12 protein-coding genes, 2 pseudogenes and 1 riboswitch are annotated in these 14463 nt (G+C 72.3%); of the genes and pseudogenes, 2 read left to right on the top strand and 12 right to left on the bottom strand.

The window, feature by feature from the left end:
• Nucleotides 1–51: 51 nt before the first annotated feature.
• The 10 genes and pseudogenes from IO29_RS19575 to IO29_RS19620 all read right to left on the bottom strand — a co-directional run bounded on the left by IO29_RS19575 (nt 52) and on the right by IO29_RS19620 (nt 9916).
• A complete protein-coding gene (locus tag IO29_RS19575) occupies nt 52–1104 on the bottom strand; it encodes a hemolysin family protein (protein ID WP_030380822.1) in 1053 nt (350 codons plus the stop codon).
• Nucleotides 1105–1847: 743 nt separating this feature from the next.
• A pseudogene (locus IO29_RS19580) lies at nt 1848–3158 on the bottom strand (hemolysin family protein); the annotation flags it as partial.
• A 227-nt stretch (nt 3159–3385) separates the two neighbouring features.
• On the bottom strand, nt 3386–3853 hold the full coding sequence (locus tag IO29_RS19585) for a PH domain-containing protein (RefSeq protein WP_030380824.1): 468 nt from the start codon (nt 3851–3853) through the stop codon (nt 3386–3388).
• A 54-nt stretch (nt 3854–3907) separates the two neighbouring features.
• Complete coding sequence (hisG, locus tag IO29_RS19590; RefSeq protein ID WP_030380825.1) at nt 3908–4756, bottom strand: ATP phosphoribosyltransferase; 849 nt, start codon at nt 4754–4756, stop codon at nt 3908–3910.
• A gap of 68 nt (nt 4757–4824) precedes the next feature.
• Nucleotides 4825–5097, bottom strand: a complete 273-nt coding sequence (locus IO29_RS19595; protein ID WP_030380826.1) for a phosphoribosyl-ATP diphosphatase — start codon at nt 5095–5097, stop codon at nt 4825–4827.
• Between the two features lie 34 nt (nt 5098–5131).
• Nucleotides 5132–5617: a 6,7-dimethyl-8-ribityllumazine synthase gene (gene ribH, locus IO29_RS19600; RefSeq protein ID WP_030380827.1), complete on the bottom strand. Its 486-nt coding sequence runs from the start codon at nt 5615–5617 to the stop codon at nt 5132–5134.
• A gap of 142 nt (nt 5618–5759) precedes the next feature.
• Nucleotides 5760–7073, bottom strand: coding sequence for a bifunctional 3,4-dihydroxy-2-butanone-4-phosphate synthase/GTP cyclohydrolase II (locus IO29_RS19605; protein ID WP_030380828.1), 1314 nt, complete (start codon nt 7071–7073; stop codon nt 5760–5762).
• Nucleotides 7070–7714, bottom strand: a complete 645-nt coding sequence (locus IO29_RS19610) for a nicotinamide mononucleotide transporter family protein (protein WP_030380829.1) — start codon at nt 7712–7714, stop codon at nt 7070–7072. The genes IO29_RS19605 and IO29_RS19610 overlap by 4 nt, the downstream gene beginning before the upstream one ends.
• Complete coding sequence (locus IO29_RS19615; protein ID WP_030380830.1) at nt 7711–8316, bottom strand: riboflavin synthase; 606 nt, start codon at nt 8314–8316, stop codon at nt 7711–7713. Before IO29_RS19615 ends, IO29_RS19610 begins: the two co-directional genes overlap by 4 nt.
• 208 nt (nt 8317–8524) lie before the next feature.
• Nucleotides 8525–8655, bottom strand: a riboswitch (FMN riboswitch).
• 85 nt (nt 8656–8740) lie between these two features.
• Nucleotides 8741–9916 carry an ROK family transcriptional regulator gene (locus IO29_RS19620; protein ID WP_030380831.1) on the bottom strand — a complete coding sequence of 392 codons (1176 nt, stop codon included), beginning with the start codon at nt 9914–9916 and terminating at the stop codon, nt 8741–8743.
• Nucleotides 9917–10073: 157 nt separating this feature from the next.
• On the opposite strand from IO29_RS19620, the gene IO29_RS19625 reads away from it, so the two are divergent.
• A complete protein-coding gene (locus tag IO29_RS19625; protein WP_030380832.1) occupies nt 10074–11306 on the top strand; it encodes an MFS transporter in 1233 nt (410 codons plus the stop codon).
• On the opposite strand, the pseudogene IO29_RS19630 reads toward IO29_RS19625, so the two are convergent.
• Nucleotides 11263–11714: pseudogene (locus IO29_RS19630) on the bottom strand (acyl-CoA thioesterase). The gene IO29_RS19625 and the pseudogene IO29_RS19630 sit on opposite strands and share 44 nt — an antisense overlap.
• A 140-nt stretch (nt 11715–11854) precedes the next feature.
• Nucleotides 11855–13234, bottom strand: coding sequence for a uracil-xanthine permease family protein (locus IO29_RS19635; protein ID WP_030380833.1), 1380 nt, complete (start codon nt 13232–13234; stop codon nt 11855–11857).
• Nucleotides 13235–13687: 453 nt separating this feature from the next.
• Here IO29_RS19635 and IO29_RS19640 point away from each other — a divergent pair, with 453 nt between their 5' ends.
• A complete protein-coding gene (locus tag IO29_RS19640; protein WP_030380834.1) occupies nt 13688–14032 on the top strand; it encodes a hypothetical protein in 345 nt (114 codons plus the stop codon).
• Nucleotides 14033–14463 lie beyond the last annotated feature (431 nt).

Here is a 14463-nt window from a genome sequence, read left to right on the forward strand (position 1 = left end):
GGTGGCGCACGGCGTGGGCGGAGCCTTCGGGGTCTCCGCCCACGCCGTCCGTCACGCCACCGGCGCCTCCGCTTCCCCGGCGGCGACCCGGTGTGCCGGGTCCCGTACCTCTCCGACCAGCAGCTCCAGCACGTCCTCCAGGGCGACCAGGCCGAGCACGCGCCCGGACGCGTCCGCCACCTGCGCCAGGTGGGTCGCGGCCCGCCGCATCACCGTCAGGGCGTCGTCCAGCGGGAGTTCGGCGGCCAGGGTGGTCATCGGCCGCCACACGTGCTGGGGCACCGCGCGCTCGGACTCCTCGAGGTCGAGGACGTCCTTCACGTGCAGATAGCCCATGAAGGCGCCGGTCCCGGCGGCGACGGGAAACCGGGAATACCCGGTACGGGCCGTCAGCGCCACGATCTCGCCCGGGGTGACGGCGGGCCGCACGGTCACCAGTGAGGCGCGGTCCAGGAGGACGTCGGTGACCGGGCGGGAGCCCAGCTCCAGCGCGTCCTCCAGGCGCTCCTGCTCCTCGGGGTCGAGCAGTCCGGCCTGGCCGGAGTCCTCCACGAGCTGGTTGAGCTGCTCGCTGGTGAAGACCGCCTCGACCTCGTCCTTGGGCTCCACCCGGAACAGCCGGAGGATCAGCCGGGCGCAGGCGCTCAGGAAGACCGTGACCGGCCCGCACAGTCGCGCGAAGGCGACCAGTCCGGGGCCGAGCCACAGCGCGGCCTTCCCGGGAGCGGCCATCGCGAGGTTCTTCGGCACCATCTCGCCGATGACGAGGTGGAAGAAGACGACGGCGGCGAGCGCGATGACGTATCCGAGGGGGTGGATCATCCCCTCGGGCAGGCGCACCGCCTCGAAGAGCGGTTCCAGCAGGTGCGCCACGGTGGGCTCGGCGACGGCGCCGAGGGTGAGGGAGCAGACGGTGATGCCGAACTGGGCCGCCGCCATCATCTGCGGCAGCCGCTCCAGGCCGTACAGCACCTGGCGCGCCCGGGCGGTGCCGAGCGGCTCGATCTGGCTGCGCCGCACGGAGACCAGCGCGAACTCGGCGCCGACGAAGAACCCGTTCGCGAGCACGAGCAGCGCGGCGAACAGGAGTTGCACGAGACTCATCGCACGACCTCCGCGGCCGAGCCGCCCCGTCCCGCCCGCACACCGGGCCCATCGGCCCCGTCCACCACGTCGGGCGTCGGACGTCCCTCGGCCGACGGCTCCCGGCCGGACCCGGCCGGCTCACCGCCGTCCCGGCCGGAGGGCGTCCCCTCGCGCGCGGCGCGCGCGGCGGGCGGCGCCGCGCTCCCGCCACGGCCCCCGGACCCGGTGGTCACGTCACGCGGTGCCGCCGCGGCCCCGGAACCGTCCGTCCCCGAGTCCGGGCCGGCCGACGCGAGCGACCCCGCACCGGCCTCTGCCGCCGCGGAACCGGCGACAGGCCCGGACGTGGTCACCGCACCCCACGGTGCGAGCGGGGCCGGCGTCGCGGAACCGCCGGGCGCGGAAGCCGGCCGTCGGGCCGGTGCCGCCGCGGCACCCGTCCCCACCGCCGCGTCCGCCGGCGCGGACCGCTCCGCGCCGGTCCTCGGCGCCGTCGGCCCGGTGACCGGTCCGGACGCGGTGCCCACGTCCGGCGACACGGCCGAGGCCGGCCGGCCGGCCGGCGCGTCGGGACCGCCGCCGGGCGCGGAAGCCGGTACCGCGGGCCGGGTGGCGCGCCCCGGCCCCGCCGCCGTGCCGCCGGGCGCGGGCGAGGTCGGGGCGGCGGCCGGTGCCACCGGGGCGCCGCCGGACCGCGCGGCGTGCCGTGCCGCCTTCGTCGCGGTGCGCGGGGCCGGGGGCGCCGGTGTCGTGACCGGCTCCGCCGTGGCCTCCGTGCGGGTCAGGCGGACGCGTTCCGCGCGGTAGTGGTCGACCTGCCGGACGGTCAGGCGCCAGCCGGGCAGTTCCGCGCGGTCGCCGGGGGCGGGGATGCGGCCGAGGAGGTCGGCGACGAGGCCGGCCACCGTCTCGTACGGCCCCTCCGGCGCGTCCAGGCCGATGCGCCGCAGCACGTCGACCCGCAGGCCGCCGTCGGCGTCCCACGAGGGGCGTCCCTCCTCCGGCGGGGCGGCGGCGAGCTCGGGCAGGTCGAGGCCGTCGTGCTCGTCGCGGACCTCGCCGACGAGTTCCTCGACGATGTCCTCCAGCGTGACCACGCCGGCCGTGCCGCCGTACTCGTCGACGACGACGGCGATGGGCTGCTCGCTGCGCAGCCGCGTCAGCAGCGGCCGCACCGGCAGCGTCTCGGGAACCAGGACCGCCGGCTGGGCGATCCGGGCGGCGGTGACCCGCAGCCGGTTGTGCGCGGGGACCGCGAGCGCGTCCTTGAGGTGGACCATGCCGACGATCTCGTCGATCTTCTCCCGGTAGACGGGGAAGCGGGACAGCCCCGTGGCCCGGGTCAGATTCACCACGTCCTCGGCGGTCGCGGAGGATTGCAGGGCGCTGACCTTCACACGCGGGGTCATCACGTGCTGGGCGGTGAGGTCGCCCAGCGACAGTGTGCGCACGAAGAGGTCGGCCGTGTCCTGCTCCAGCGCGCCGGCCTGCGCCGAGTGCCGGGCCAGCGAGACGAGTTCGCCGGGGGTGCGGGCGGAGGCCAGTTCGTCGGCCGGCTCCACGCCGAGCGCCCGTACGAGCCGGTTGGCGACGGTGTTGAGTGCCGCGATCACCGGTCGGAACAGTCGTGCGAAGACGTGCTGGGGACCCGCGACGAAGCGGGCGACCTGAAGCGGCCGGGAGACCGCCCAGTTCTTCGGCACCAGTTCGCCGATCACCATCTGTATCGCGGAGGCCAGCAGCATGCCGACCACCACGGCGAGACCGGAGACGACGCCCTCGGGCAGGCCGACCGCGCCGAACGGGCCGCGCAGCAGTTCGGCCAGCGCGGGTTCGGCGAGCATGCCGACGACGAGGGAGGTGATCGTGATGCCGAGCTGGGTGCCGGAGAGCTGGAACGACAGGTGCTTCAGCGACTCGACGACCGTGCGGGCGCGCCGGTCGCCGTCGGCCGCGGCCTTCTCCGCCTCGGGCCGTTCGACCGTGACGAGGCCGAACTCGGCGGCCACGAAGAACCCGTTGGCCAGGATCAGTAGGAACGCGGCTGCCAGGAGCAGCAGGGGGATGGTCATGATGCCGCCGCCCGAGCACGCGCGCGGAGGGGGTCCGCGCTATGTCGGCAGGGGGCGGCGCAGGTACTGCAGGACGGTCCGTCCATCGCCGGAGGGAGTCACTCCTCGGGTAGCAGGAGCCCCCGGGCACCGGGCGGTGCGGCAGGGGGCGGAGGCGTCGTACCGACGTCTCCGTCCCCCAGATTAATCAAGACGCGGCCCGGTGCGGCAGGGCCGACGGCCCCGACTCAGCCCTGAGGTTCCCCCGAGGACGGCTCGGGGTCGTGCGCCGACCGGGCCCTGACGAGCGCGCGCAGGGCCCGTGCGTCGGCGATGGCGCGTTCCCTGGCGATGCCCGGCTGGATGCCCAGCGCGGGCAGGCTGGTGCCGTCGCTGAGGTCGAGGAAGACCCAGGCGTCGCCCGGGCGCAGATTGACCTGGATGATCTGCGCCCACTCCAGCCGGCGCCGGCTGGTGATGTTCACCACGGTCACCCCGGAGTCGTCGGCGGTGATCCGGGGCCGGGAGAGCAGGAGCAGCACTCCGGCGAGCAGTACGGCGGTGAACACGAAGCTCAGACGCTCACCGGGCCCGAGCTGTTCGAGCAGCAGCGCGACGACCGTGATGACGACGACGGTCGCCACGGCGGCCGTGAGCAGCACGGCCCGGGTGCGCCCCGGCCGGAAGGTGACCGGCAGGGCGGGCGTCGCGGGCATGTCGGACGGGTCCGAGGAGACGGGCGGGGTCGGCATGGTGTCGCTCCGGCCGGTTCAGAGGCGGCAGGCGTGGATCGCCGTGGTCAGGATGGCGCGCGCGCCCAGCTCGTAGAGGTCGTCCATGATCCGCTGCGCCTTCTTCGCCGGGACCATGGCGCGCACGGCGACCCAGCCCTCGTTGTGCAGCGGGGAGACGGTCGGGGACTCCAGACCCGGGGTGAGCGCGACGGCCTTCTCGAGCTGCTCGACGCGGCAGTCGTAGTCCATCATCACGTACGTCCGGGCCACCAGGACGCCCTGGAGCCGGCGCAGGAACTGCTGCACCTTGGGCTCCTCGTCGTCCGCCCCGGTGCGGCGGACGACGACCGCCTCGGAGGTCATGATCGGCTCGCCGAAGACCTCCAGGCCCGCGTTGCGCAGCGAGGTCCCGGTCTCGACGACGTCCGCGATGACCTCGGCGACGCCGAGTTCGATCGCGGTCTCCACGGCCCCGTCGAGGTGGACGACGGAGGCGTCGATGCCGTGCTCGGCGAGGTGTCCGGCGACGATGCCCTCGTAGGAGGTGGCGACGGTCAGACCGGCCAGGTCCTTGACGCCGCTGACGGTGCCGGGCTTGCCGGCGAAGCGGAAGGTGGAGCGGGCGAAGCCCAGCGGAAGGATCTCCTCCGCCTGTGCGCCGGAGTCGACGAGCAGATCGCGTCCGGTGATGCCGATGTCGAGGCGGCCGGAGGAGACGTAGATCGCGATGTCGCGCGGGCGGAGGTAGAAGAACTCGACCTCGTTGTTCGGGTCGACGATCCGCAGTTCCTTGGACTCCCGGCGCTGCTGGTAGCCGGCCTCATGCAGCATCTCCGCCGCAGGGCCTGACAGGGAACCCTTGTTGGGGACGGCGATGCGCAGCATGAGGTCGGCTTCCTTCGCGTGGGAGACGTGAGTGGGGCGGGAGGGGTGAGGCGGGAGGGACGGGACGGCTACAGATGGGCGTAGACGTCGTCCAGGGAGATGCCGCGGGCGACCATCATCACCTGGACGTGGTACAGCAGTTGCGAGATCTCCTCGGCCGCCGCGTCCTTGCCCTCGTGCTCGGCGGCCATCCAGACCTCGGCGGCTTCCTCGACGACCTTCTTGCCGATGGCGTGCACGCCCTTGTCCACCAGCTCGGCGGTGCGGGAGGTGGCGGGATCGCCGTGGGCGGCCTTGTGCTGGAGCTCGGTGAAGAGCTCCTCGAACGTCTTCTTGGACATGGTGGTCCTTACCCTACGCGGTCCGGCCGGTGCCTCAGTGCCAGGGTTCGGATACCGAGCGGAGCGTCGCCGCGGTGGCGACCGCCGCCGTCACCGCCTCGTGCCCCTTGTCCTCGGTCGAGCCCTCCAGGCCGGCGCGGTCCAGGGCCTGCTCCTCGGTGTCGCACGTGAGGACGCCGAAGCCGACGGGGACGCCGGTCTCGACGGAGACCTGGGTGAGCCCCTGGGTGACGCCCTGGCACACGTAGTCGAAGTGGGGGGTGCCACCGCGGATGACGACGCCCAGGGCGACGACGGCGTCGTAGCCGCGGCCCGCGAGGACCTTGGCGGCGACCGGGAGTTCGAAGCTGCCGGGGACCCGGAGCAACGTGGGCTCGTCGATGCCCAGGTCGGTCAGGGCGCGCAGGGCGCCGTCCACCAGTCCGTCCATCACCTTGTCGTGCCACTGCGCCGCGACGACGGCGACCCTGAGGTCGCTCACGTTCCGTACGGACAGCTCCGGTGCGCCCTTGCCGCTCACGTTCTCGTGTCTCCTGATGGTGTGTTCCGCCGGACGGCCCGGCGGCTGACGGGTCTGTTACTGGTGCGGTTCTTCTACTGGTGCGGTTCTTCTACTGGTCCGGGTCTTCTACTGGTCCGGGTCTTCTACTGATCCGGGCCTTCTACTGGTTGCCGCAGGGGGACGCGGTGGCCGTGTCCAGCCAGGGCAGGTCGTGCCCCATCCGGTCCCGCTTGGTGCGCAGGTAGCGGAGGTTGTGCTCGCCGGCCTGCACGGGCATGGGTTCCCGTGCGGTGACGCGTACGCCGTGGCGTTCGAGCGCGTCGGTCTTGTCGGGGTTGTTGGTCAGCAGCCGGACGCTGCGCACGCCGAGGTCGGCGAGGATGCGGGCGCCGGCGCCGTAGTCCCGGGCGTCGGCGGGCAGGCCCAGTTCGAGGTTGGCGTCGAGGGTGTCGCGGCCGCGTTCCTGGAGTTCGTAGGCGCGCAGCTTGGACATCAGGCCGATGCCGCGCCCCTCGTGGCCGCGCAGATAGACCACCACTCCCCTGCCCTCGCGCCGGACGAGTTCCAGGGAGGTCTCCAGCTGCGGGCCGCAGTCGCAGCGCAGGGAGTGGAAGACGTCGCCGGTGAGGCATTCGGAGTGGACGCGGACCAGGACGTCCTCGCCGTCGCCGATCTCGCCGTGCACGAGGGCGATGTGCTCGACGCCGTCGGCGGTGGAGCGGTAGCCGTGCGCGGTGAAGTCGCCGTGGGCGGTGGGAAGGCGGACCTCGGCCTCGTGTCGGACGGACGGCTCGGCGGGTGCGGCGTGCTCGGTGGAGCGGCGGTAGGCGATCAGGTCCTCGATGGAGATGATCGTCAGGCCGTGCTTGCGGGCGAACGGCACGAGTTCGGGCAGCCGCAGCATGCGGCCGTCCTCCCCGGCGATCTCGACGATCGCGCCGGCCGGGCGCAGCCCCGCGAGGCGGGCCAGGTCGACGGCGGCCTCGGTGTGCCCGTTGCGGGTGAGGACGCCGCCGGGGCGGGCGCGCAGCGGGAAGACGTGGCCGGGGCGGACGAGGTCGCCCGGTTCGGCGGTGCCGCCCGCGAGCAGCCGCAGCGTGGTGGCGCGGTCGGCGGCGGAGATGCCGGTGGTGACGCCGTGCGCGGCGGTGGCGTCCACGGAGACGGTGAACGCGGTCTTCATGGACTCGGTGTTGTCGTCGACCATCTGGGGCAGCCGCAGCCGGTCCAGTTCCGCGCCCTCCATGGGGGCGCAGATCAGGCCGCGGCACTCGCTCATCATGAAGGCGACGTGCGCGGGGGTGACCTTCTCCGCGGCCATGACGAGGTCGCCCTCGTTCTCGCGGTCCTCGTCGTCGACGACGACGATCGGGCGGCCGGCCGCGATGTCGGCGATCGCCTGTTCGACGGGGTCGAGCGCGAGGTCGTCGTCGAGGAGGTGGTCGGTGCTGTGCAGGACGGGCGCCGTGGTCATGCCGTGGCTCCTTCCAGGACGGGCCGCGGGCCCCGGCGGGAGCGCAGCCACCAGTCGCGCAGGCCCCACAGGACCAGCGCGCCGTAGAGGACGTAGACGAAACCGGAGAAGGCGAAGCCATTGGCGAAGTTCAGCGGGACGCCGACGGCGTCGACGAGCAGCCAGGCCAGCCAGAACTCGACCATGCCGCGGGCCTGGGCGTACATCGCGACGACGGTGCCGACGAAGATGTACGCGTCCGGCCAGGGGTCCCAGGACAGCGACGGGTACGCCTTGAACAGGGCGGCGACGGCGACCGTGCCGACGGCGGCGACCGCGATCAGCACCGCCCGCTCGCGCCAGGTCGCGAACCGGACGGCGATGTGGCCGTCCTCGGCGCCGCCCCTGCCGCGGTTCCACTGCCACCAGCCGTAGCCGGCGACCACCATGACGACGATCTGCTTGCCGGCGCTGCCGGACAGGTGGGCGGTGGCGAACGCGGCGAAGAGGATGAGGCCGGAGAGGAACTGGGTGGGCCAGCTCCAGATGGACCGGCGCCAGCCGAACGCGAGTCCGACCAGGCCGATGACGTTGCCGATCATGTCCGACCACTTGATCTGCTGGTCGAACAGGGTGAACGCCTGTGAGTTCAGCCAGTTCACCGCGTTGCCTCCCGGTCCGCGCCGAGCAGCCGCTCGACGTACTTGGCGACGATGTCGACCTCGAGGTTGACCGGGTCGCCGGGCTGCTTGCGGCCCAGCGTGGTCAGGGCGAGGGTCGTGGGGATCAGGCTGACGGTGAAGTGGGCGGGGCCGGCCTCGACGACGGTGAGGCTGATGCCGTCGACGGTGATGGAGCCCTTCTCGACGACGTAACGCGCGAGGTCGGCGGGGAGGGAGACCTTGACGACCTCCCAGTTCTCGGAGGGCGTGCGGTCCAGGATCTCGCCCGTGCCGTCGACGTGGCCCTGCACGATGTGGCCGCCGAGGCGGGCGCCGACGGCGGTGGGGCGTTCGAGGTTGACGCGCGAGCCGACGGCGAGGGCGCCGAGGCTGGAGCGGTTCAGGGTCTCCGCCATGACGTCGGCGGTGAACTCGTCGCCCTCGTGGTCGACGACGGTGAGACAGACGCCGTTGACGGCGATGGAGTCGCCGTGCCGCGCCCCCTCCGTGACGACGGGGCCACGGAGCCGGAAGCGGGCGGCGTCGCCGAGGTTCTCGACGGCGGTGACTTCGCCCAGCTCTTCGACGATTCCGGTGAACACTTCCCGGGTCCTCCTGCCTCTTCGGGCACGGACTCCGGGGGCTGTCGAGAGCGACAGACTCGTACGGGAGGGAACACCGGGGGCGACGCCGAGCGGACGCGTCCTTCGCTCGCGTGGTGCGGGGGCCCCGCGAGGTGTCTCGCGAGTCCGCACGGTCACGCGTCCACGTGGACGAACCGGTACGGCGGCGCGCACGAATGCCCGCCCGCCGCGCACTGCCTCCCATCCGGACTTTAACCGTCGGTCCAGGAATTTCACCTGGTCAACCGGCCGCTGGAAGCGACCGGGTCGCGGACTGTAACCGCCGGTTCGGACTTTCACCGACCCCGGAGTGCGCTGCTTCTGGTACAGGCACAGTGTGCCACGCGGCAGGGGGTGAGTGACTGTGCGGTGCCTCACAGAAGGGGCGCCAGGCGAACCCCCGTCAGACGAACCGCGCCGCGAACACCGACTCCTGCGCCGCGTCCCGCGCCGTCAGCAGCGCGCCCCGGAGCACCGCCGCACCCCCCAGCTCCCCCACCCGCACCTCCGTCGGCAACGGCGACATCCCCGCCAGCCGCTCCGCCACCCGCCCCGCCAGTTCCTCCCCACCGGCCTGCCCGACCTCGCCCCCCAGCACCACGCACCCGGGGTCCAGCACCGCCACCACGGACGCCACCCCCATGGCCAGCCGCTCCGCGAGCACGTCGAGGAAGTCCGACGCCCCGCCGTCGATGCCCGCCCGCACCAAGGCCGCCGCATACGCCCCGGGCTCCCCCGCCGGAGCCGTCACCCCGTACCGTCCCGCGAGCCGCACCACCGCCTCCGCGCCGGCCAGCGCGTGGAAACCTCCCGCGCAGTCCGTCGCCGACGGCAGACCTCCCGTGCCCGGCACCGGCAGGAACCCGATCTCCCCGGTCCCGCCGGAGGCGCCCCGCCGCAGCGCGCCGTCGAGCATCACGGCGGCCCCGGTACCGTGCCCGAGCCACAGCAGCACGAACGTGTCGCGGTCGCGCGCGGCCCCGTCGCGCCGCTCGGCCAGCGCCGCGAGGTTGGTCTCGTTCTCGACGAGCACGCGCGCGGGGAGCCGTTCCTGCAACGCGGCCACCAGCCGCCGGTGCCACTCGGGCAGTCCGGAGGAGTCGCGCAGCACCCCCGTGGCGGGGTCGATGAGCCCGGGCGCGCCGATCCCGACGGTGTGCAGCCGGTCCGCGCCGGCCTCCTTGGCCGTGCGCTCCACCAGCGCCACCGCCTGCTCCACCGCCGGCCCGGTCCCCGTACCGCCGCCGATCGGCACGGACGCCTCGGCGAGCACCGAGCCGAGCAGATCGGCGACGACGACCGCGACCCCCTCGGTACGCACGTCGAGCGCGACGAGATGCGCGCGCCCCGCGACGATCCCGTACAGCCGCGCGTTCGGCCCGCGCCGCTGCTCCCCGGACTCCCCCACCACCTCGATCAGCCCGGCGACGGCAAGACGTTCGACGAGGTCGGCCACGGTGGGCCGGGACAGTCCGGTGAGCTGCTTCAACTGCCCCGCCGTCAGCGGACCGTGCTCCTGCAACAGCCGCAGGGCGAGCCGGTCGTTGATGGCCCGGGCGGTACGCGGGGATGCGGGCATGCCGGGATCCTTCCAGACGGGACGGCCCGGCCGGCCGTGGGCACCCGTCACAGGGCGCACCGACCGCCCGGCCATAAAGCGGCTATCTATCAGGCAGGGTTCCTGATAGTTTACGGCGGTCATCGCACAGGCACGGCTCCGGGGAGGGAAGACAACGATGGCGGACGTGGTCGGAACGGGCGGCAGGGTCCAGGACAGGCACACGGTGAAACGCGCCCGGTACGCCGTGGGCGCCGTGTTCGCGGTGCACGGCGCGGTGACGGGCTCGTTCGCGACCCGGGTGCCCTGGATCCAGGACCACGCCTCGGTGAGCGCGGGCCAGCTCGGCCTGGCACTGGCCTTCCCCGCGCTCGGCGCGGCGGTGGCGATGCCGCTCGCGGGCCGGATCACCCACCGCTTCGGCTCCCGCACGGCGCTGCGCGGACTGCTCGCGCTGTGGACGCTCTCCCTGACCCTGCCGTCGCTCTCGCCGAACGTGTACGCGCTGTGCCCGGCCCTGTTCCTCTACGGCGCCGCCGCGGGCATGTCGGACGTGGCGATGAACGCGCTGGGCGTCGAGGTGGAGAACCGTCTCGACAAGTCGATCATGTCCGGGCTGCACGGCATGTGGAGTGCCGGCGCCCTGCTCGGCTCGGCCGGCGGCACGCTCGCCGCCCACCTGGGCAGCGACGCACGGGTGCACCACGCCCTGGCGGCGGCCGTCCTGACCGTCCTGGGCCTGGTGGCCTGCCAAGGGGTGCTGGACCTGCGGCCCACCGAGGACGAGGAGCCGCCGCCGCGGTTCTCGCTGCCGCCCCGGTCGGCGCTGCTGATCGGCGCGGTCGGCTTCTGCGCGGTGTTCGCGGAGGGCGCGAGCCTGGACTGGTCGGCGGTGTACCTGCGGGACCGGCTGGAGACCTCGGCGGGGCTCGCGGCGGCCTGCACCACGGGCTTCACGTTCACGATGGCGGTCGCGCGGATCGCGGGCGACGCGGTGGTGGACCGGTTCGGCGCCGCCCGCACCGTACGCGCCGGCGGTGTACTGGCGACGCTCGGCGGACTGATGGTCGTCCTGGCCGGACACCCGGCCGTCGCCATGACCGGCTTCGCCCTGATGGGGCTCGGCATCGCGGTGGTCGTCCCGCTGTGCTTCGCGGCGGCCGGGCGCAGCGGGCCGAACCCGAGCCAGGCCATCGCGGGCGTGGCGACCATCACCTACACCTCGGGGCTGGTCGCCCCCGGCGCGATCGGCACGCTGGCCGAGGCCACCAGCCTGATGGTGTCGTTCGGCCTGGTGACGGTGCTGGCGTGCGGCCTCGCGGTGTTCGCCGGGGTCCTGCGGGCCGGCGACCGCGACCGGCAGAAGATCAGCGGTGGTCCGGGTGCAGCAGTTCCCGACCCACGGCCCTGAACCGCTCACTCCACGGCGTGGGCCGCAGCGTCGCCGCATCGAGCCGCACCAGCACTCGGCTGCCGCGGGCGTACGTGACGGCCCCGTCCGCCGAGCAGAACCGGAATCCGTACGTCAGCCCGGTGGTCCCGAGCCGCTCCAGCCACAGGTGCACGGCGTACGCGCCGGGCCGGCTCACCGGCGCCTCGTACCCGATCCGCAGTTCCCGCACGGCGTTGCAGCCTCCCAGTCCCCCTCGTACCCGCCGAACCCGTACCTCTGCCACAACTCGGCCCAGGCCCGCTCGACCATGACCGGATACCGGGCGTTGTGCAGCAGCCCGAGCGCGTCGAGATCGTCGAAGTGAACGGTGACGGGGATCAGCCGCCCGTACGACAGTGCGGGTGCGGCCGGGGCTTCGGCGGTCACGGGGGCAACTCCTGGGGAGGGGGACGTTCTCGCCCGGCCGCCGAGTCGGCAGAGCCGGGACCATCCATCCTAAGCGACCGCTCAGCACCCCTCTGAACAGGGGCTCACCTGGTATGGGCCGGGCGCCGACCCGATGGCCACTACGACTGCTCCTGGTCGTCGTACTCGGTCAGGCCACCGTCCAGCAGCGCCGGCTGGTACGTGCCCGCCGCCTTGGACAGCCAGCGCAGGCAGTGGTATCCGGCCAGCACAAGGATGGTGCCGAGTGCGATGCCGCTGAGTTCGAAGTTGTCGGAGATCTTCAGGCTTACGCCGCCGATGCCGACGATCAGTCCCGCTGCCGCCGGGATGAGATTGAGCGGTTGGCCGAAGTCGACCTTGTTGCGAATCCAGATCTGGGCGCCCAGCAGGCCGATCATGCCGTAGAGGATCACGGTGATGCCGCCCAGGACACCGCCCGGAATCGCCGCGACGAACGCTCCGAACTTCGGGCAGAGCCCGAAGAGAAGCGCGAAGAGCGCCGCGCACAGGTAAGCCGCGGTCGAGTAGACACGGGTCGCGGCCATGACGCCGATGTTCTCCGCGTACGTGGTCGTGGCCGGGCCGCCGGCGACCGTGGAGACCATGGTGGCCGCGCCGTCCGCCATGATCGCCGTACCGAGCTCGTCGTCCAGCGGGTCACCCGTCATCTCACCGACGGCCTTGATGTGACCGGTGTTCTCCGCGACCAGGGCGATGAGAACCGGGAGGGCCACGATGATCGCCGACGTACTGAACGCGGGCGCGTGCAGATCGGGGAAGCCGACCCAGGCGGCATGCTTGACCGACGTGAGATCCAGGCGCCAGTGATCCGTCACCTTGCCGCTGCCGTCCACCGAATGGATCTTGCCCGCGGTCAGGTCCAGAACCCACGAGAGCAGGTATCCGAACACGAGACCGAGAAAGATCGCGATGCGCGACCAGAAGCCGCGCAGTACCACCAGAGCCAAGCCGGTGAATCCCATCGTGGCGAGCGCCGACCACTGGTCCTGCGGCCAGTAACTCGATGCGGCCACGGGAGCCAGGTTGAAACCGATCAACATGACCACGGCCCCGGTGACCGCCGGCGGCAGTACGGCATGGATGACCCGCGATCCGAGGAAACGAATCACCACACCGACCACCGCGAGCGCGAGCCCCACCACGAAGAGGGCGCCAGTCAGTTCCGCCGGCCCTCCGCCCTGACTTCCGATGACTGCCGCGACACCGACGAAGGAGAGCGACGACCCCAGGTAGCTGGGCACCCTTCCGCGCGTGATGACGAGGAACAGCAGCGTGGCCACGCCCGAGGCCATCAGCCCGAGACTCGGGTTCAGCCCCATGAGCACCGGGGCGACGAAACACGCACCGATCATCGAGACGACATGCTGTGCGCCCAACCCGATCGTCCGGGCCCAGGTGAGCCGCTCCCCGGGCCGGACGACCTCACCCGCTTCCAGGCGGCGCCCATCGCCGTGCAGCTTCCAACCAAAACCCGACATCAAGCACACTCCGTTCGTTCAGTACCGCAAAGAAATATAGGGCGCACGATCGACCGACTGAACCGCCGAGGCGCCGACCACCTGCCGAAAGGCTGCGCGCGGCATTCGTGCGGCGGCGCTGGGCGGCTCTGAGCGAACAAGTGAACAAGCGGACGGGCACATCAAGCCCTCGTCGCGCCGATAACCTTGATCACGAACCTGTCTGTCGCAGACGTCAGTCACCCGACACGCCAACCACTCCAACCAGACGGTGAGTTGAGAGGCCGCCTCACTGCGCAGGCGTGTTCCACGGCACGCCGCGCACCGCCTTGATGCACGGCGCTCGACACAGGACGAAATGGGGATGCGATGAAACCGGGGACACCGACAGCGCGACGTAGCGCCGGGACCATCACCGCGTGGGACGCACTGCTTCGCTGGACGTGGATCCGGCGGCGGACGTCCGCCCAGGACGTGGAGGACTTCAAGAACGGCCGGCCACTCCTGGTCGTGGGTTACACCAAGAGCATCGGCGGGGCGGCGATGACCAAGGTCGGCCAGGGCAAGCAGATCGCACGACTCAGGCAAGGCCTTCTGCGGCTCGCGGTGACGGAGGAGCCGGTCTGGAGAGACCGCCGAGGAGGGCGCAGTGCCACTCTGAGACCACCCTTCGCACTCGAGCCCACCGGCAAGAAGTTGCCGCTGGGAGGGAAGTTCGCACGCTACGAACTGAGCACGGCCGATGGGACGTACGACGTGGCATTCCCGAAGAAGGACGCGGAACTCCTGCGACACGCCTTCGGGCCGGCAGGGAGCTGAGCAGCGGGAACCTGGGCTCTCCCGGAGGGCACCCGTATGCGTAGGGATGCGGTGGGTCGAGACAGAGCCAATCGCGGGCGGACGGCAGGCTCAGCTTCCAGCGTGACGACGGGCCGGCCTCTGGTCCCGCCCCACCTCACCCGCCGCGCCTGCGCCTGCGCCTGCGCCTGCGCCTGCGCCGACAGTAACTGACGACGGACCTGAAGACCCACCCGCCGCAACCGTCGTCGTCCGCTGACGTTGCCGTCAAGCCCTCCCAGACTCCTCCCAGACCATTGCTGCCCCCACCGATGCTCCGGTGGGGGCAGCAATGTAATGCCTCAGGCATCCCTACGAGCTCGTAACACGATCATGGTGAGACGCGGTCTACCTTGTTGGGGTGTCGTCCCTCGCTGTTACTGCTTCTTCGCACTCATCGGCGTCTGCCGCCA

This window comes from Streptomyces sp. NRRL F-6676 (assembly GCF_000725625.1).
GTDB lineage: Bacteria > Actinomycetota > Actinomycetes > Streptomycetales > Streptomycetaceae > Streptomyces.